This is a genomic window from Pseudomonas sp. S4_EA_1b (assembly GCF_016307435.1).
Lineage (GTDB): Bacteria > Pseudomonadota > Gammaproteobacteria > Pseudomonadales > Pseudomonadaceae > Aquipseudomonas > Aquipseudomonas rhodesiae.
In genome coordinates this window covers 48690-64977 of record NZ_JAEILC010000026.1, presented here as the reverse complement: position 1 = coordinate 64977, position 16288 = coordinate 48690, and the positions used below count along the sequence as shown (strand labels likewise).

Below are 16288 nucleotides of genomic sequence, written 5' to 3'. Positions count from 1 at the left end.
ATCAATGGGGTTGGTGAGCGACATCACACTGGCCGCTCTTGCAGCGTTCACACTCTTCGCAGAACGGCGCGCTGCGCTTCAAACTGGCGATCTGCACGCGGCTCAGAGGCGCCGGGATCACCGCCAGCACCTTGTCCTGCAGCCCGGGCAACAACGGTGCCGCAGCGGGGGCGGGAGCACCACCGAGCTGGATCGCCGCACTGCTGAAGATGCCTGCGGCTGACAGGGTGATCGACTGCCCACCGGCCTGGATCGTGACGCTGGCACCCGCATCGATGACGACGCTTTGGCCGGCGCCGATCTGAATCACCTGCTCCGCGCGTACCTGCTGCGAACCGCCGACCGCCAAGTGGTCGTCCTGCTTGAGTTCGGTCAGGCGATTGCCGTGGGTGATGCGCTGCTCGTCGCCCTGCAGCTCATGGTGCGACTCGCCACCCACGGTGATCCGACGCCGGTTATCCACTTGCACCTGCTGGTCATGCAGCACATGCTGGGTCCAATCGCGCTGGGCGCGCAGGTAGATCTCTTCGGCGCCCTTGCGATCCTCAATGCGCAGTTCGTTGTAACCGCCACCACCGGGGCTGCTTTGGCTGCGCAGGATGCTGCGGGTCTTGTCCGCCGGCAGGTTCAGGGGCACCGGCGTCGCGGCATTGGCCAGGCAACCGACCACCACGGGCATGTCCATGTCGCCATTCACAAAACCGACCAACACTTCCATGCCCACCCGGGGGATCAGCACCGCGCCGTAGCGATCATGAGCCCAGCCGCTGGCAACCCGCAGCCAGCAACTGGAATGCTCGTTATGTTCGCCGTGCCGATCCCAGGCCAATTGCACTTTGACACGGCCGTATTCGTCGCAATGGATTTCACTGTCGGCGGGCCCGGTCACCACCGCGTTCTGGTAACCCGTCATCGGCCTGCGGGGCGCCAAGGGCGGGCGGAAAACTACATCCCAGGGCGTCGCGACGAAGTGGTTGGAGTAACCCTGGCGCATGTCCCCACCCGCCACCTCGGTCACCGCCTCTTCGAGTACCTGGGGTTGGCTGCCCTCGTGAGTGACTTGGGTCACGAGCCACAAGTCGTTCCATTCCTGGCGAGGATGCCCGGCCAGCTTGAGGAAGCGCCCACAGGCCAACGTCGGCTCATCCCCGTTGCCCACGGCGAGGCGATGCTCGCTGCGGTGACGCTCCAAACCGCGCCGTGCCAGGTGCTTACCCTCCACGCGGTCAGTGAAATGGCCGGGGTAACCCTGCTCTTCAAGGCACAGGGTCTGCTGGTCGGACACTGCGCTTTCCAGCGTCAGGCGCGGCTTGCGCCAATCGTAATCGCGCAGGCTCAGCGCCGTGGTGCGGGTTTGCAGTTGTACGGTGAAGCGCTTGATGGCCGGAGTGTCCGCTACCATCCCGGAACCTGCGGCGTAAGGCGTTGCGTGCTCGGCCTGGGCAAACACGCTCTGGTCGTCGCCAAATACCAGTAAATGGCCTTCGGGCGAATGCCGAAAATGATAATGAATGCCCTGCTCGGCACACAGGCGCTGGATAAATGCCAGGTCGGTCTCGTCGAACTGCACGCAATACTCACGCTCCGGGTACGTACCGCTTAGATGAAATTCGAATCGATCCGCCTGGATGCCTTGCTCTTTGAGCACCTGCGCAACGATCTGCGGCACGCTTTTGTGCTGGAAAATACGCGGATGGCTGCTGTGGGCCAGATAAGCCAACTGAGGGACGAGACGAACGCTATAGCGCGTCAGCCGCCGACCGGAATCGCCCTGCGCCACATGGTCGACCAGGCCATGCACACCGTGGCCCTGATCATCGAAACCCAGATAGGCCTGGCGATGCAGCAAGTTGCCCAGATCCAGGTCCGGCTGTTCGCCGACCAGTTCCAGGTCAAAACGATAGGGTTGGCTGAGTGTTTCCTGACCGTTGAAGCGGTAGACCTTGAGATCGCTGGGCACCCCGTCCAGGGTCAGGGTGAAAGCACTTTGATTGGCAGGCGCGAACATCCGATGTTTCTCTGCGAAGGCTGGGGGGCCGATTCTGCACCAGTGCCCAGGCTTGCCGAGCAGCGCGCGCATAAATCAGTAAAACCCTACGAACGAGCGTGCGAATCTTCAGTTTGTCCGACCCAATTCACACATAAAAAAGGCCCGCTATCCGTAGGATGCGGGCCTTTCGTTTAACTCATCAGGCGCAGCGCGCCCGGCGAATTACTTGTTGAGGTTGTAGTCTTTTTCCGCCGCATCAAAACGCTCGACCATACCCGCAGTCGGCGCGCCCAGCTTGCTGACGATGTAGATCGCCAGGCTGGCGAAGATGAAGCCAGGGATGATTTCGTACAGACCCAGCAGCGCGAAGTGTTTCCACACAATCACGGTGATCGCACCGACCAGGATGCCGGCCAGAGCGCCATTGCGGGTCATGTGCTTCCAGATCACCGAGATCAGCACCACAGGGCCGAACGCAGCGCCGAAGCCGGCCCAGGCGTAACTCACCAGGCCCAGTACGCGGTTTTCCGGGTTGGCGGCCATGGCGATGGCGATCAAGGCCACCAGCAGCACCATCAAGCGACCGACCCAGACCAGCTCAACCTGGGAGGCGTTCTTGCGCAAGAAGGTTTTGTAGAAGTCTTCGGTCAATGCACTGGAGCACACCAGCAGTTGGCAGCTCAAAGTACTCATGACCGCCGCCAGGATGGCCGACAACAGCACGCCCGCAATCCATGGGTTGAACAGCAGCTTGGCCAGCTCGATAAACACACGCTCGTGGTTTTCGGTGACCGGGCCGGCCACTTCCGGGTGCGCCGAGAAGTAAGCAATACCGAAGAAACCCACGGCCACGGTGCCGCCCAGGCACAGGATCATCCAGGTCATGGAGATGCGACGCGCTTTGGCGATCGACTTCACCGAATCCGCCGCCATGAAGCGCGCGAGGATGTGCGGCTGGCCGAAGTAGCCCAGGCCCCAGCCCATCAGCGAAATGATGCCGATGAAGGTGGTGTTCTTGAGCATGTTGAAGTTGTCGGGGTTCTTGGCTTCGATGGCCAGGAACGTGGTGTCGACGCCGCCGGTGGCCAGCAGCACGATGATCGGCGTGAGGATCAGCGCGAAGATCATCAGCGTGGCTTGTACGGTGTCCGTCCAGCTCACGGCCAGGAAACCGCCAACGAAGGTGTAGGCAATGGTCGCTGCCGCGCCGGCCCACAGCGCGGTCTCGTAGGACATGCCAAAGGTGCTTTCGAACAGACGGGCGCCGGCCACGATGCCGGAGGCGCAATAGATGGTGAAGAACACCAGGATCACCACCGCGGAGATGATCCGCAGCAGGCCGCTTTTATCTTCGAAGCGGCTGGAGAAGTAGTCGGGCAGCGTCAGGGCGTCGCCGTTGTGTTCGGTCTGTACCCGCAGGCGACCGGCCACGAACAGCCAGTTGAGGTAGGCACCGACGATCAGGCCGATGGCGATCCAGCTTTCCGACAGACCGGACATGTAGATAGCGCCCGGCAGGCCCATCAACAACCAGCCGCTCATATCGGACGCGCCGGCCGACAAGGCAGTGACCACGCTACCGAGGCTGCGACCGCCGAGGATGTAATCGGAAAGGTTATTGGTGGAGCGATAGGCCATGAAGCCGATCAGCACCATTGCTGCGATATAGATCACGAACGTGATCAGGGTTGGATTGCTAACGCTCATAAGAAGTGACGCCCTGGCTTTGTTTTTATGTAGCGGCGGTCTGTCAGGCGCCGACCCTTTTGCAAGGGTAGACGAACCCGCGTGCCGCGCATTTATGACTGGCGTTTCCCCAGGAAAGCCGCCAGCCGATGCACCAAACCCGAAAGCTGGTTGCACCTTGGCCGCGAATGCTATTCAACAAAGCAAATCAGGTGCAACCAGTTTCTCGCGAATAAGTTGCACCTTGAGTGAATTTGCGGAAAACAACCTGTTTTTGCTCCCTTTCGGAGCAAAAACAGCCGATCTCAGAAGCAAATGCACCAGCACGCAGCACATTACGCTGAGGGCTTAAATATTTCCGACGAACCATCGAAAATTTCATTAACAAAAAAGGTTGCACCCGGTTGCACCTGCGCATGTGCACAGCTAATCTTGCCGCCAGCTAATGCCACTCGGTAGTGGCACCCATGAGGATAAGAAAATGGCGACGACCACCCTTGGGGTCAAACTCGACGACCCGACCCGCGAACGCCTGAAGGCTGCCGCGACCTCCATTGATCGCACGCCGCACTGGCTGATCAAGCAGGCGATTTTCAATTACCTGGAGAAATTGGAGGGTGGTGCAACCCTGACCGAACTCAATGGTTTGAGCAGCAAGGACGCAGACGACATAGGCGAGGTCCAGACCGACCACGCTCACCAGTGCTTCCTTGAGTTCGCCGAAAGCATCCTGCCGCAGTCCGTATTGCGCGCGTCGATCACCGCCGCTTACCGTCGCCCCGAGCCGGAAGTGGTGCCGATGCTGATTGAACAGGCCCGCCTCCCGGCGCCGATGGCCGAAGCCACCAACAAACTGGCCGCCACCATTGCCGAGAAATTGCGCAATCAGAAGAGTGTCGGCGGCCGTGCCGGGATTGTTCAGGGCCTGCTGCAAGAGTTTTCCCTGTCCTCCCAGGAAGGCGTGGCGCTGATGTGCCTGGCCGAAGCGCTGCTGCGCATCCCGGACAAGGGCACCCGCGACGCGCTAATCCGCGACAAGATCAGCACCGGCAACTGGCAGCCGCACCTGGGCAACAGCCCGTCGCTGTTCGTCAACGCCGCCACCTGGGGCCTGCTGCTGACCGGCAAACTGGTCTCTACCCATAACGAAGCCGGCCTGACCTCTTCCCTGAGCCGCATCATCGGCAAGAGCGGCGAACCGATGATCCGCAAGGGCGTCGACATGGCCATGCGCTTGATGGGCGAACAGTTCGTCACCGGCGAGACCATCGCCGAAGCGTTAGCCAACGCCAGCAAGTTCGAAGCCAAGGGCTTCCGTTACTCCTACGACATGCTCGGTGAAGCCGCACTCACCGAACACGACGCCCAGAAATATCTGGCCTCGTACGAACAAGCTATTCACTCCATCGGCAAAGCCTCCCACGGCCGTGGAATTTATGAAGGCCCGGGCATCTCCATCAAGCTGTCGGCGCTGCACCCGCGTTACAGCCGTGCGCAGTACGAGCGCGTGATGGACGAGCTATACCCGCGCCTGCTGTCCCTGACTCTGCTGGCCAAGCAGTACGACATCGGCCTGAACATCGATGCCGAAGAAGCCGACCGCCTGGAATTGTCCCTGGATCTGCTGGAACGCCTGTGCTTCGAGCCGCAACTGACCGGCTGGAACGGCATCGGCTTCGTGATCCAGGCTTATCAGAAGCGTTGCCCGTACGTGATCGATTACGTGATCGACCTGGCCCGCCGCAGCCGCCACCGCCTGATGATCCGCCTGGTAAAAGGCGCGTACTGGGACAGCGAAATCAAGCGCGCCCAGGTCGAAGGCCTGGAAGGCTACCCGGTATACACCCGCAAGGTGTACACCGACGTTTCCTACATCGCCTGCGCGCGTAAACTGCTGTCGGTGCCGGAAGTCATCTACCCGCAGTTCGCCACGCATAACGCCCACACCTTGTCGGCCATCTACCATATCGCCGGTCAGAACTATTACCCCGGCCAGTACGAGTTCCAGTGCCTGCACGGCATGGGCGAACCGTTGTACGAGCAGGTAGTGGGTAAGGTTGCCGACGGCAAGCTGAACCGTCCGTGCCGCGTGTACGCCCCGGTCGGCACCCATGAAACACTCTTGGCCTACCTGGTACGTCGCCTGTTGGAAAACGGCGCGAACACCTCGTTCGTCAACCGCATCGCCGACCAGTCGATTTCGATCCAGGAACTGGTAGCCGACCCAGTGGCCAGCATCGAGCAAATGGCGACGGTGGAAGGCGGCTTCGGCTTGCCGCACCCACGCATTCCGCTGCCGCGCGACCTGTATGGCAGCGACCGCGCCAACTCGGCCGGTATCGACCTGGCCAACGAACACCGCCTGGCCTCGTTGTCCTGCGCCCTGCTGGCCACCGCCCACAACAACTGGAAAGCCGCACCGATGCTTGGTTGCGCGTCCAGCGAGCAAACGTCGACCGCGGTATTGAACCCATCCGACCTGCGCGATGTGGTCGGTCAGGTTCAGGAAGCCACCGTCGAAGACGTCGACAACGCCATCCAATGCGCGATCAATGCCGGCCCGATCTGGCAGGCCACCCCGCCGGCCGAGCGCGCCGCGATTCTGGAACGCGCCGCCGACCTCATGGAAGGCGAGATCCAGCCATTGATGGGGCTGCTGGCCCGCGAAGCCGGCAAGACCTTTGCCAACGCCATCGCCGAAGTGCGTGAAGCCGTGGACTTCCTGCGCTACTACGCGGTGCAGGCGCGCAACGATTTCACCAACGACGCCCACCGCCCACTGGGCCCGGTGGTGTGCATCAGCCCGTGGAACTTCCCGCTGGCGATCTTCAGTGGTCAAGTCGCCGCGGCACTGGCCGCCGGCAACCCGGTACTGGCCAAACCTGCCGAGCAAACCCCGCTGGTGGCAGCCCAGGCCGTGCGCATCCTGCTGGAAGCCGGTATTCCGGAAGGCGTGCTGCAACTGCTGCCGGGCCAGGGCGAAACCGTCGGTGCCCGCCTGGTGGGTGATGATCGCGTCAAAGGCGTGATGTTCACCGGTTCCACCGAAGTGGCGCGCCTGCTGCAGCGCAATGTGGCCGGGCGTCTGGATGCCCAGGGTCGTCCGATTCCGCTGATCGCCGAAACCGGTGGCCAGAACGCGATGATCGTCGACTCCTCCGCACTCACTGAACAAGTAGTGATCGATGTGGTGTCGTCGGCCTTCGACAGCGCCGGTCAGCGTTGCTCGGCCCTGCGCGTGCTGTGCCTGCAGGAAGACTCCGCAGACCGCGTCATCGAAATGCTCAAAGGAGCCATGGCTGAATGCCGCCTGGGCAACCCGGAGCGCTTGTCCGTGGACATCGGCCCGGTGATCGACGCCGAAGCCAAGGCCGGCATCGAGAAGCACATCCAGGCCATGCGCGACAAAGGCCGCAACGTGTACCAGGTGGCGATCGCCGACGCCGAAGAAATCAAGCGCGGCACCTTTGTGATGCCCACCCTGATCGAACTGGAAAGCTTCGACGAGCTGCAACGCGAGATCTTCGGCCCGGTACTGCACGTAGTCCGCTACAAGCGTAAAGAGATCGACCAGTTGATCGGCCAGATCAATGCGTCCGGCTACGGCCTGACCCTGGGTGTGCACACGCGCATCGACGAGACCATCGCCAAAGTGATCGACAACGTTCACGCCGGTAACGTCTACGTCAACCGCAACATCGTGGGTGCTGTGGTCGGCGTGCAGCCGTTCGGCGGCGAAGGCCTGTCGGGGACTGGCCCGAAAGCCGGTGGCCCGCTGTATCTGTACCGTTTGCTGTCGACTCGTCCTACCGATGCAATCGAGCAATCCTTCGTGCGCGCCGACAAGTTGGCGGCGCCGGACGTACGTCTGCGCGATGCCATGAGCCAACCGCTGACAGCCCTTAAAGCCTGGGCCGACAGCCAAAAGTTCAGCGAGCTGAGCGTGCTGTGCAGCCAGTTCGCCGCGCAATCGCAAAGCGGTATCACCCGCCAACTGACGGGCCCGACCGGCGAGCGCAACAGCTACGCCATCCTGCCCCGCGAGCATGTGCTGTGCCTGGCGGACGTGGAAGGTGACCTGCTGACTCAGTTGGCTGCGGTACTGGCGGTGGGTGGCTCGGCGGTATGGCCGGAAACCGACCTGACCAAAGCCTTGTTCCCACGCCTGCCGAAAGACATTCAGGCGAAGATCAAGCGCGTGGCCGATTGGACCAAGGACGATGTGGTGTTCGATGCCGTTCTGCACCACGGCGACTCTGACCAATTGCGCGCGGTGTGCCAGCAAGTGGCGCAGCGTGGTGGGGCGATCGTCGGCGTGCATGGTTTGTCCCAGGGCGAAACTTCCATTGCGTTGGAGCGCCTGGTGATCGAGCGAGCGTTGAGCGTCAACACCGCTGCGGCGGGCGGTAACGCCAGCCTGATGACCATCGGCTAACCCTGAAAGAAATACCGCTAGACATTGTGGGAGGGGGCTTGCCCCCGATAGTGGAGTATCAGTCAGTACCTCGGGCACTGACACACTGCTATCGGGGGCAAGCCCCCTCCCACATTCTGCCGCTCCATCACTTAGATCAATCTTGCTATTCACCCTTAATTCGCACGCTTAGACTCGGGCCAATTCCTCTAAAGGTAATCCGCCATGTCCGAGACGCTGCTCAGTTCCCGCAATCTGGCTTTCGAGCTGTACGAAGTCCTCGATGCCGAGGGCCTGACCCAGCGCGAGCGGTTTGCCGAGCACAACCGCGAAACCTTCGATGCGGCCATCAGCACCGCGCGCAGCATCGCCGAAAAGTACTTCGCGCCCCATAACCGTAAAAACGACGAAAACGAACCGCGCTACGAGGACGGCAAGGCCATCCTGATCCCGGAGGTCAAACCGGCCGTGGATGCGTTTCTGGAGGCCGGTTTTCTCAACGCGGCGCGTAGCTTCGAGGCCGGCGGCATGCAATTGCCGACCCTGCTGTCCCAAGCCTGTTTTGCGCACTTTCAGTCGGCCAACGCGGCGTCCACGTCGTATCCGTTCCTGACCATGGGCGCGGCCAACCTGATCGAAAGCTTCGGTACTGAAGAGCAGAAACAGCGCTTCTTGCAGCCCATGATCGAGGGGCGCTTCTTCGGCACCATGGCGTTGACCGAGCCCCATGCAGGCTCGTCGCTGTCGGATATTCGTACACGCGCCGAGCCCGCGGCCGACGGCACCTATCGCCTCAAAGGCAACAAGATCTTTATTTCCGGCGGCGATCATCCGTTGTCGGAAAACATCGTGCACATGGTGCTGGCCAAGTTGCCGGATGCGCCGCCGGGGGTGAAGGGCATTTCGCTGTTTATCGTGCCTAAATTCCTGGTCAACGACGACGGTAGCCTGGGCGCGCGTAACGATGTGTTGCTGGCGGGGCTATTTCACAAGATGGGCTGGCGTGGCACCACGTCCACGGCGCTGAATTTCGGCGACAACGGCAACTGCGTGGGCTATCTGGTGGGCAAGCCGCACCAGGGCCTGAGCTGCATGTTCCAGATGATGAACGAGGCGCGCATCGGCGTGGGCATGGGCGCGGTGATGCTCGGCTACGCCGGCTACCTGTACTCGCTGGAATACGCCCGCGAACGCCCGCAAGGTCGTCTACCTGACAGTAAAGATCCTACGACTGCGCCGGTCTCGATCATTCAGCACGCGGACATCAAGCGCATGCTGCTGACGCAAAAGTCCTACGTGGAAGGTGCCTTCGATCTGGGCCTGTACGCAGCGCGCTTGTTCGATGACACCACCACCCTGGCCGATGAAGCGGAACGCAAACAGGCCCACGAATTGCTGGACCTGCTCACCCCTATCGTCAAATCCTGGCCATCGGAGTTCTGCCTCAAGGCCAACGAGTTGGCGATCCAGATTCTCGGCGGCCACGGCTACACCCGTGAATACCCGGTGGAGCAATACTACCGTGACAACCGTTTGAACCCGATCCACGAGGGCACCCATGGCATCCAGTCCCTGGACTTGCTGGGGCGCAAGCTGGCGCAGAACGGCGGCGCGGGGCTCAAGCAACTGATCCGCCTGATCGCCGACACCGGCGCGCGGGCCCAGCAGTACCCGTCACTCACCGCGTTGCGTGAACCGCTGGACCACCTGCTTAACAGACTGCAAAGCGTCACCCTCGGTTTGTTGACGGATCTCGGCCAAGGCAAGGTCAACAGCAGCCTGGCGAACTCGGCGCTGTACTTGAAGGTGTTCGGGCATACGGTGATTGGCTGGCGCTGGCTGGAACAAGCGATTCGCGCCGAAGAAGGACTGGCCAAGGGCAATGCAGCGGATGCAGGGTTCTATAAAGGCAAGCTCCAGGCCGCCCGGTACTTCCTGACCTGGGAAGTACCGAGCTGCCATCATGAACTGGCGATTCTGGAAGCACGGGACGATACGTGCCTGGGGATGCAGGATGAATGGTTCTAAGGCTGGATCGCCTTGGAAATCACCTCGACCGTGGCGCTGACTTGCTCTTGGTAACGGTCGAGTTCCTGCTGATGAGCCTGCTGCATTTCGATCTGCTCGGCGCACAGGTTCAGCGCCGCCAGCACCAGTAATTTGTCACCGATCAGGGTCGGGTACTTTTTCTTGGTGGTGGCCAGGGAAGCCTTGAGCATGGTCACGGCGTGCATCAGGGTTTTGTCTTCCCCGGGCGGCGCCTTGATCGAGTAATCCTCTCCGAGAATCGAAACGACCTTTATCCCTTCGTTCATGCGCCCACAGGACCTGCGCTCACGCGCTCAACCAATGCCTGAATACGCGCGGCAGTAGCACCGTGTTTTTCTTCCTGCTCCATCAGGTTCAGTTGCAGGCTGTCGTTTTCATCCTTGGCGCGGGCAAGTTCTGCCTTGAGGGATTCATTGCTGCCCAGCAGGTCCTGGTTTTGCTGTACCAGGTCATTGACCAGTTGTTCCAATTGGCTGAGGGATGCTTCTAACATTTTGATTTCTCGAGCGTTTTAAAAGGGCGGTGACGATAAAGAAAATTCACCTCGGATGCCAGGCTTATCCCCGGCGCGCAGCCCGGTTCTTCAGGGTGGAGCCACGCTTTCGAGCCTTAGTGACTGCATTTCCCCCATCTGGTTCCTGAATCCGCTAACCCCTCGTCAGGTGCGACAAAAACCCAAGGCACTCTTCAGTGCTTTGGTCGTACCACCGATAGCGATGCAAGCTCGTTCATCACAGAAGCTAGCCAGTTTTTTTGTGGTGAGCAGGCTTGCCCTGCGCTGGGCCGCGAAGCGCCCCCTTGGATTTGTCGGTGAACCTGTCGGGGCGGCAACCCCCCTTCCACATTTAAACGCCATGAAAAGCTTTTTGACAGGGCGGCAATTCAACAGGTTAGAATCCCTGGCACGCAGACTGCATGGTCAGTTTGCGCCCCGTCTTTTTGTATCTACTCATGGAGTACTGCCTTTGAATGCGACGACCATCAACAGCCTGTTCTTGATCGGCGCGTTGCTGGTGAGTGCGAGCATTCTGGTGAGTTCTCTTTCGTCACGCCTGGGCATCCCGATTCTGGTGATTATCCTGGCCGTGGGCATGGTCGCCGGCGTCGACGGCGGCGGCATCATCTTCGACAACTATCCGACCGCCTACCTGGTGGGCAACCTCGCATTGGCCGTGATCCTGCTCGACGGCGGCTTGCGAACCCGAGTGGCGAGTTTCCGCGTGGCGCTGTGGCCGGCCTTGTCGCTGGCCACGGTGGGGGTGTTGATTACCACCGGCCTCACCGGCATGGCGGCGGCCTGGCTGTTCAACCTCAACATTATCCAAGGCTTGCTGATCGGCGCGATTGTCGGCTCCACGGACGCCGCGGCGGTGTTCTCGCTGCTGGGCGGCAAGGGCTTGAACGAACGGGTCAGCGCCAGTCTGGAAATCGAATCCGGCAGCAACGACCCGATGGCGGTGTTTCTCACTGTCACCCTGATCGACATGCTCGCCAGTGGCCAGACCGGCCTGCACTGGAGCCTACTGACCCATCTGGTGCGCGAATTCGGTATCGGCGGCCTGGTCGGATTGGGCGGCGGCTGGCTGATGCTGCAAATGGTCAATCGCATCAACCTGGCCACCGGCCTCTATCCGATTCTGGTGATCGCCGGCGGCCTGTTCGTCTTTGCCCTGACCAACGCCTTCCACGGCAGCGGCTTCCTCGCCGTATACCTGTGCGGCCTGGTGATCGGCAACCGCCCGGTGCGCAGCCGTCACGGCATCTTGCATATGCTCGATGGCATGGCTTGGCTGGCGCAGATCGGCATGTTCCTGGTGCTGGGCCTGCTGGTCACGCCCCACGATCTGCTGCCCATCGCCCTGCCGGCCCTGGGCCTGGCGCTGTGGATGATCCTCTTCGCGCGACCGTTGTCGGTGATGGTCGGCCTGCTGCCCTTCAAGGCCTTCCACGGCCGCGAAAAAGCCTTTATCGCGTGGGTCGGCCTGCGCGGCGCGGTGCCGATCATTCTGGCGGTGTTCCCGTTGATGGCTGGCCTGTCCCATGCCCAGCTGTATTTCAACCTGGCGTTCTTTATCGTGCTGGTGTCGCTGCTGGTACAGGGCACGAGCCTGCCGTGGGTGGCCAAGCTGCTTAAAGTCACAGTGCCGCCGGACCCGGCGCCGATCTCCCGCGCGGCGCTGGAAGTGCATGTCACCAGCGAGTGGGAGCTGTTCGTCTACCGCCTGGGCGCGGAGAAATGGTGCATCGGCGCGGCCCTGCGCGAGCTGAAAATGCCCGAAGGCACGCGCATCGCCGCCCTGTTTCGTGGCCAGCAACTGCTCCATCCGTCGGGTAGTACGGTGCTGGAAGTCGATGATCTGCTCTGCGTAATCGGCCACGAACACAACCTGCCGGCCCTGGGCAAGCTGTTCAGCCAGGCGCCGCAGCGTGGTCTGGACCTGCGCTTCTTCGGCGATTTCGTGTTGGAAGGCGACGCCCAGCTAGGCGCGGTGTCGGCGCTGTATGGCCTCAAGCTCGAAGGTATCGACCCGGATACGCCGCTGAGCCAGTTCATCACCCAAAAGGTCGGGGGCGCCCCGGTGGTGGGCGACCAGGTGGAGTGGAACAACACCATCTGGACCGTCGCGGTCATGGACGGGAACAAGATCGGCAAAGTGGGCGTCAGATTCCCCGAAGGAAGTCGCCCGGGCCCCGGACTCTTCCTCTAAACTGCGGGGCGACAACGCCCCCGATTCTTCACTAGCTCGACCGGTCTCTATGCCAATCCTGCGCTCTTTTCTCGCCACTGCCCTGCTGGGTCTGACCCTTTGCGTCGGTAATGTCTACGCCGCCGACCCGCCCAGCGCCGACGCCATCCAGCAATCCCTGGACAAGCTGCCCGACCGTAAACTGCCCGACGCCGACATGAAGGCGCTGCAGACCATCCTGCAGCAAACCCTCACGTATCTGAGCAACAAGCAGGATTACGAGCAACGCCTGGTCGATCTCAAGCGCCAGCTGGACGACGCCCCGCGCCAGACCAGCGAAAACCAGCGCGAGCTGACACGGCTCAAGGCCACCAAAATCATTCCGGTGGCCCAGCGTTATGCCAGCCTGCCGATACCGCAGTTGGAACAGCTGCTGGTGCAGCGCAGCACCCAGCAAGGCGACCTGCAAAAAGAATTGGCCGACGCCAACAGCCTGACCATCGCCGCCCAAACCCGCCCAGAGCGCGCCCAGACCGAAATCAGCAGCAGCCAGACGCGCATCCAGCAGATCAACGCCACCCTCAAGTCCGGCAAGGACAACGGCAAAGCTTTGAGCAGCGACCAACGCAATCAGTTGAACGCTGAATTGGCGGCCCTGAATGCGCTGATACCGCTGCGGCGTCAGGAACTGGCGGGCAACAGTCAGTTGCAAGACCTGGGCAACAGCCAGCACGACCTGATCCAAGAAAAGACCGCGCGCCTGGAACAGGAAATCCAGGACCTGCAAACCCTGATCAATCAGAAGCGTCTGGCCCAGAGCCAGCAGACGGTGACCCAACAGTCCATCGAGGCGCAGAAAGCCGGCGGCAGCAGCCTGCTGGCCACGGAAAGCGCAGCCAACCTGAAGCTGTCCGACTACCTGCTCAAAAGCACCGACCGTCTCAACGACCTGACGCAGAAAAACCTGCAAACCAAGCAACAGCTGGACGCCGTCACTCAGAGCGATTCAGCACTGGACGAGCAGATCGACGTGCTCAAGGGCAGCCTGCTGCTGTCCAAGATTCTCTACAAACAGAAACAAGCCCTGCCGCGTCTCACGGTGGACCGCGACCTGGCGGACGATATCGCCAACATTCGGCTGTACCAGTTTGAGGTCAACCAGCAGCGCGAGCTGATCAGCTCCCCCAGCGCTTATGTGGATAACCTGCTGGCCAACCAGCCCCCGGACGACGTGACCCCGCAACTGCGGCGCACCCTGCTGGAACTGGCGATCACCCGCAGCGACTTGCTTGAACGCCTGAGCCGCGAGTTGAGCGCGTTGCTGAACGAATCCATCACCCTGCAACTGAACCAGAAACAACTGCTCAGCACCGCCACCACCCTGCGCGCGACGCTGGACGAGCAGATGTTTTGGATTCCCAGCAACAAGCCGCTGGACACGGAGTGGCTGGAAACCGTACCGGCGCACCTGAGCAAGCAAATCACCACCCTGCCGTGGGCGTCCAGCGTCAGCGAATTGTATGACGGCCTGACCCAGCGCCCGCTGCTGTTCCTGCCGCTGCTGCTGTTGATCGGCGCGCTGCTGTGGCGCCGCAAGGCCCTGTATCAGCGCCTGAACAAGGTCCATCTGGACATCGGCCACTTCAAGCGCGACAGCCAGTGGCATACGCCACAGGCCATTTTGATCAATATATTGCTGGCCATGCCGGTATCCCTGGGCCTGGCCTTGTGCGGCTACGCGCTGCAGATCGACGCACGCGGGCAGAACGCCAACCTGGGCTCGGCCCTGCTGCAATTGGCCCAGGCGTGGTTGGTTTTCTACACCGCTTACCGGATTCTCGCGCCCGGCGGCGTGGCGGAACTGCACTTCCGCTGGGAAAAACCCCAGGTCGAATTCCTCCAGGGCTGGGTGCGCAAGCTCGGCCTGGTGGTATTGGCCCTGGTGGCCGTGGTCGCTATCGCCGAGCACCAACCGGCGGCGCTGGCCGACGACGTGCTGGGCATCGGCGTGGTGCTGACCTGCTACGCGCTGATGGCCTGGCTGCTGGGTCGCCTGCTGCTCAACAGCCCCACCCACGAAAAGGCATCGTTGTTTCGCAAAGCCGTAGGCCTGTTGTTTACCGCACTGCCTATCGCACTGTTTATCGCGGTGTGCTTCGGCTACTACTACACCGCCCTCAAACTCAGCGACCGCTTGATCAATACCCTATACCTGCTGATGTTCTGGCTGGTGATCGAAGCCACCTTCGTCCGCGGCCTCGGCGTGGCGGCCCGTCGCCTGGCCTACTCCCGCGCCCTGGCCAAACGTCAGGCGGCCAAAGAGGCCGGCGATGGCGAAGCGGTGATCGAAGAGCCGACGCTGGATATCGAACAGGTCAACGAACAGTCCATGCGCCTGATCCGCCTGGCCCTGCTCGGCGGCTTTATTGCGGCGTTGTACTGGGTGTGGTCGGACCTGATCTCGGTATTTTCCTACCTGGACAACGTTACCCTGTACGAATACACCAGCGGCACCGGTGCGAATATCAGCATGGTGCCTATCAGCATCGGCGATTTGCTCGGCGCGCTGATCATCATCGGCATCACCTTCGCCCTGGCGCGCAACCTGCCCGGCCTGCTGGAAGTGTTGGTGCTGTCCAAACTGGATCTGGCCCAGGGCAGCGCCTACGCCACCACTACCTTGCTGTCCTACATCATTGCCGGCGTGGGCTTTGTCTCAACCCTGTCTACCCTCGGCGTGAGCTGGGACAAGTTGCAATGGCTGGTGGCGGCGCTGTCGGTGGGGTTGGGCTTCGGTATGCAGGAGATCTTCGCCAACTTTATCTCCGGCATCATGATTCTGTTCGAACGCCCGGTGCGTATCGGCGACACCATCACCATCGGCAACCTGTCGGGCACGGTGAGCAAGATCCGCATCCGCGCCACAACCATCACCGACTTCGATCGCAAGGACATCATTGTCCCGAACAAAACCTTCATCACCGGGCAACTGATCAACTGGTCGCTGACCGACACCATCACCCGCGTGACCTTGAAACTGGGGGTGGACTACGGCTCCGACCTGGACCTGGTGAAGGAATTGTTACTCAAGGCCGCCAGGGAAAACCCACGGGTTCTGAAAGATCCGGAACCCCACGTGTACTTCCTCAACTTCGGCGAAAGCACCCTGGACCACGAACTGCGCATGCATGTGCGCGACCTGGGCGACCGCAACCCGGTGCTGGACGAGGTCAACCGCTACATCAACCGCGAATTCAAGAAACAGCACATCAACATCTCGTTCCGGCAGATGGAGGTGTACCTCAAGAATATGCACGGCCAGGAGTACAAACTGGTGCCGGTGGAAGACGAGCGTAAGACCATCGTCGGCGCGCAACCGAGCACGGATGCCCCCGAGCCGCCCGCCGGCAAAGTCGTCGATGCACCGGAACCGCCGCCGAGCAAACTCGACTAAACCCTCTA

The 16288-nt window shown here is 61.4% G+C and carries 8 protein-coding genes; 4 read left to right on the top strand and 4 right to left on the bottom strand.

What is annotated here, in order from left to right; genetic code table 11:
• Position 1 precedes the first annotated feature (1 nt).
• Entirely contained in the window at positions 2–2008 is a 2007-nt protein-coding gene (locus YA0848_RS09180; protein ID WP_169902951.1) for a type VI secretion system Vgr family protein, read from the bottom strand.
• Positions 2009–2212: 204 nt separating this feature from the next.
• On the bottom strand, positions 2213–3697 hold the full coding sequence (gene putP, locus YA0848_RS09175; RefSeq protein ID WP_034095545.1) for a sodium/proline symporter PutP: 1485 nt from the start codon (positions 3695–3697) through the stop codon (positions 2213–2215).
• A 460-nt stretch (positions 3698–4157) separates the two neighbouring features.
• Between putP and putA the strand changes: the two genes are divergently transcribed.
• Both putA and YA0848_RS09165 read left to right on the top strand, forming a co-directional pair.
• Positions 4158–8111: a trifunctional transcriptional regulator/proline dehydrogenase/L-glutamate gamma-semialdehyde dehydrogenase gene (gene putA, locus YA0848_RS09170; protein ID WP_169902952.1), complete on the top strand. Its 3954-nt coding sequence runs from the start codon at positions 4158–4160 to the stop codon at positions 8109–8111.
• A gap of 204 nt (positions 8112–8315) precedes the next feature.
• Complete coding sequence (locus tag YA0848_RS09165; RefSeq protein WP_047881430.1) at positions 8316–10118, top strand: acyl-CoA dehydrogenase; 1803 nt, start codon at positions 8316–8318, stop codon at positions 10116–10118.
• Here YA0848_RS09165 and YA0848_RS09160 read toward each other — a convergent pair.
• Together YA0848_RS09160 and YA0848_RS09155 are read right to left on the bottom strand one after the other, a co-directional pair.
• Positions 10115–10405: a cell division protein ZapA gene (locus YA0848_RS09160; RefSeq protein WP_034111467.1), complete on the bottom strand. Its 291-nt coding sequence runs from the start codon at positions 10403–10405 to the stop codon at positions 10115–10117. The genes YA0848_RS09165 and YA0848_RS09160 overlap by 4 nt on opposite strands.
• A complete protein-coding gene (locus YA0848_RS09155; RefSeq protein WP_034095541.1) occupies positions 10402–10632 on the bottom strand; it encodes a hypothetical protein in 231 nt (76 codons plus the stop codon). The genes YA0848_RS09160 and YA0848_RS09155 overlap by 4 nt, the downstream gene beginning before the upstream one ends.
• A 472-nt stretch (positions 10633–11104) precedes the next feature.
• On the opposite strand from YA0848_RS09155, the gene YA0848_RS09150 reads away from it, so the two are divergent.
• Positions 11105–12847: a potassium/proton antiporter gene (locus YA0848_RS09150; protein ID WP_169902954.1), complete on the top strand. Its 1743-nt coding sequence runs from the start codon at positions 11105–11107 to the stop codon at positions 12845–12847.
• 49 nt (positions 12848–12896) lie between these two features.
• The gene (gene mscK, locus YA0848_RS09145; RefSeq protein ID WP_169902956.1) at positions 12897–16280 is read left to right on the top strand and encodes a mechanosensitive channel MscK; all 3384 of its coding nucleotides are present in this window, start codon (positions 12897–12899) and stop codon (positions 16278–16280) included.
• Positions 16281–16288: the final 8 nt, after the last annotated feature.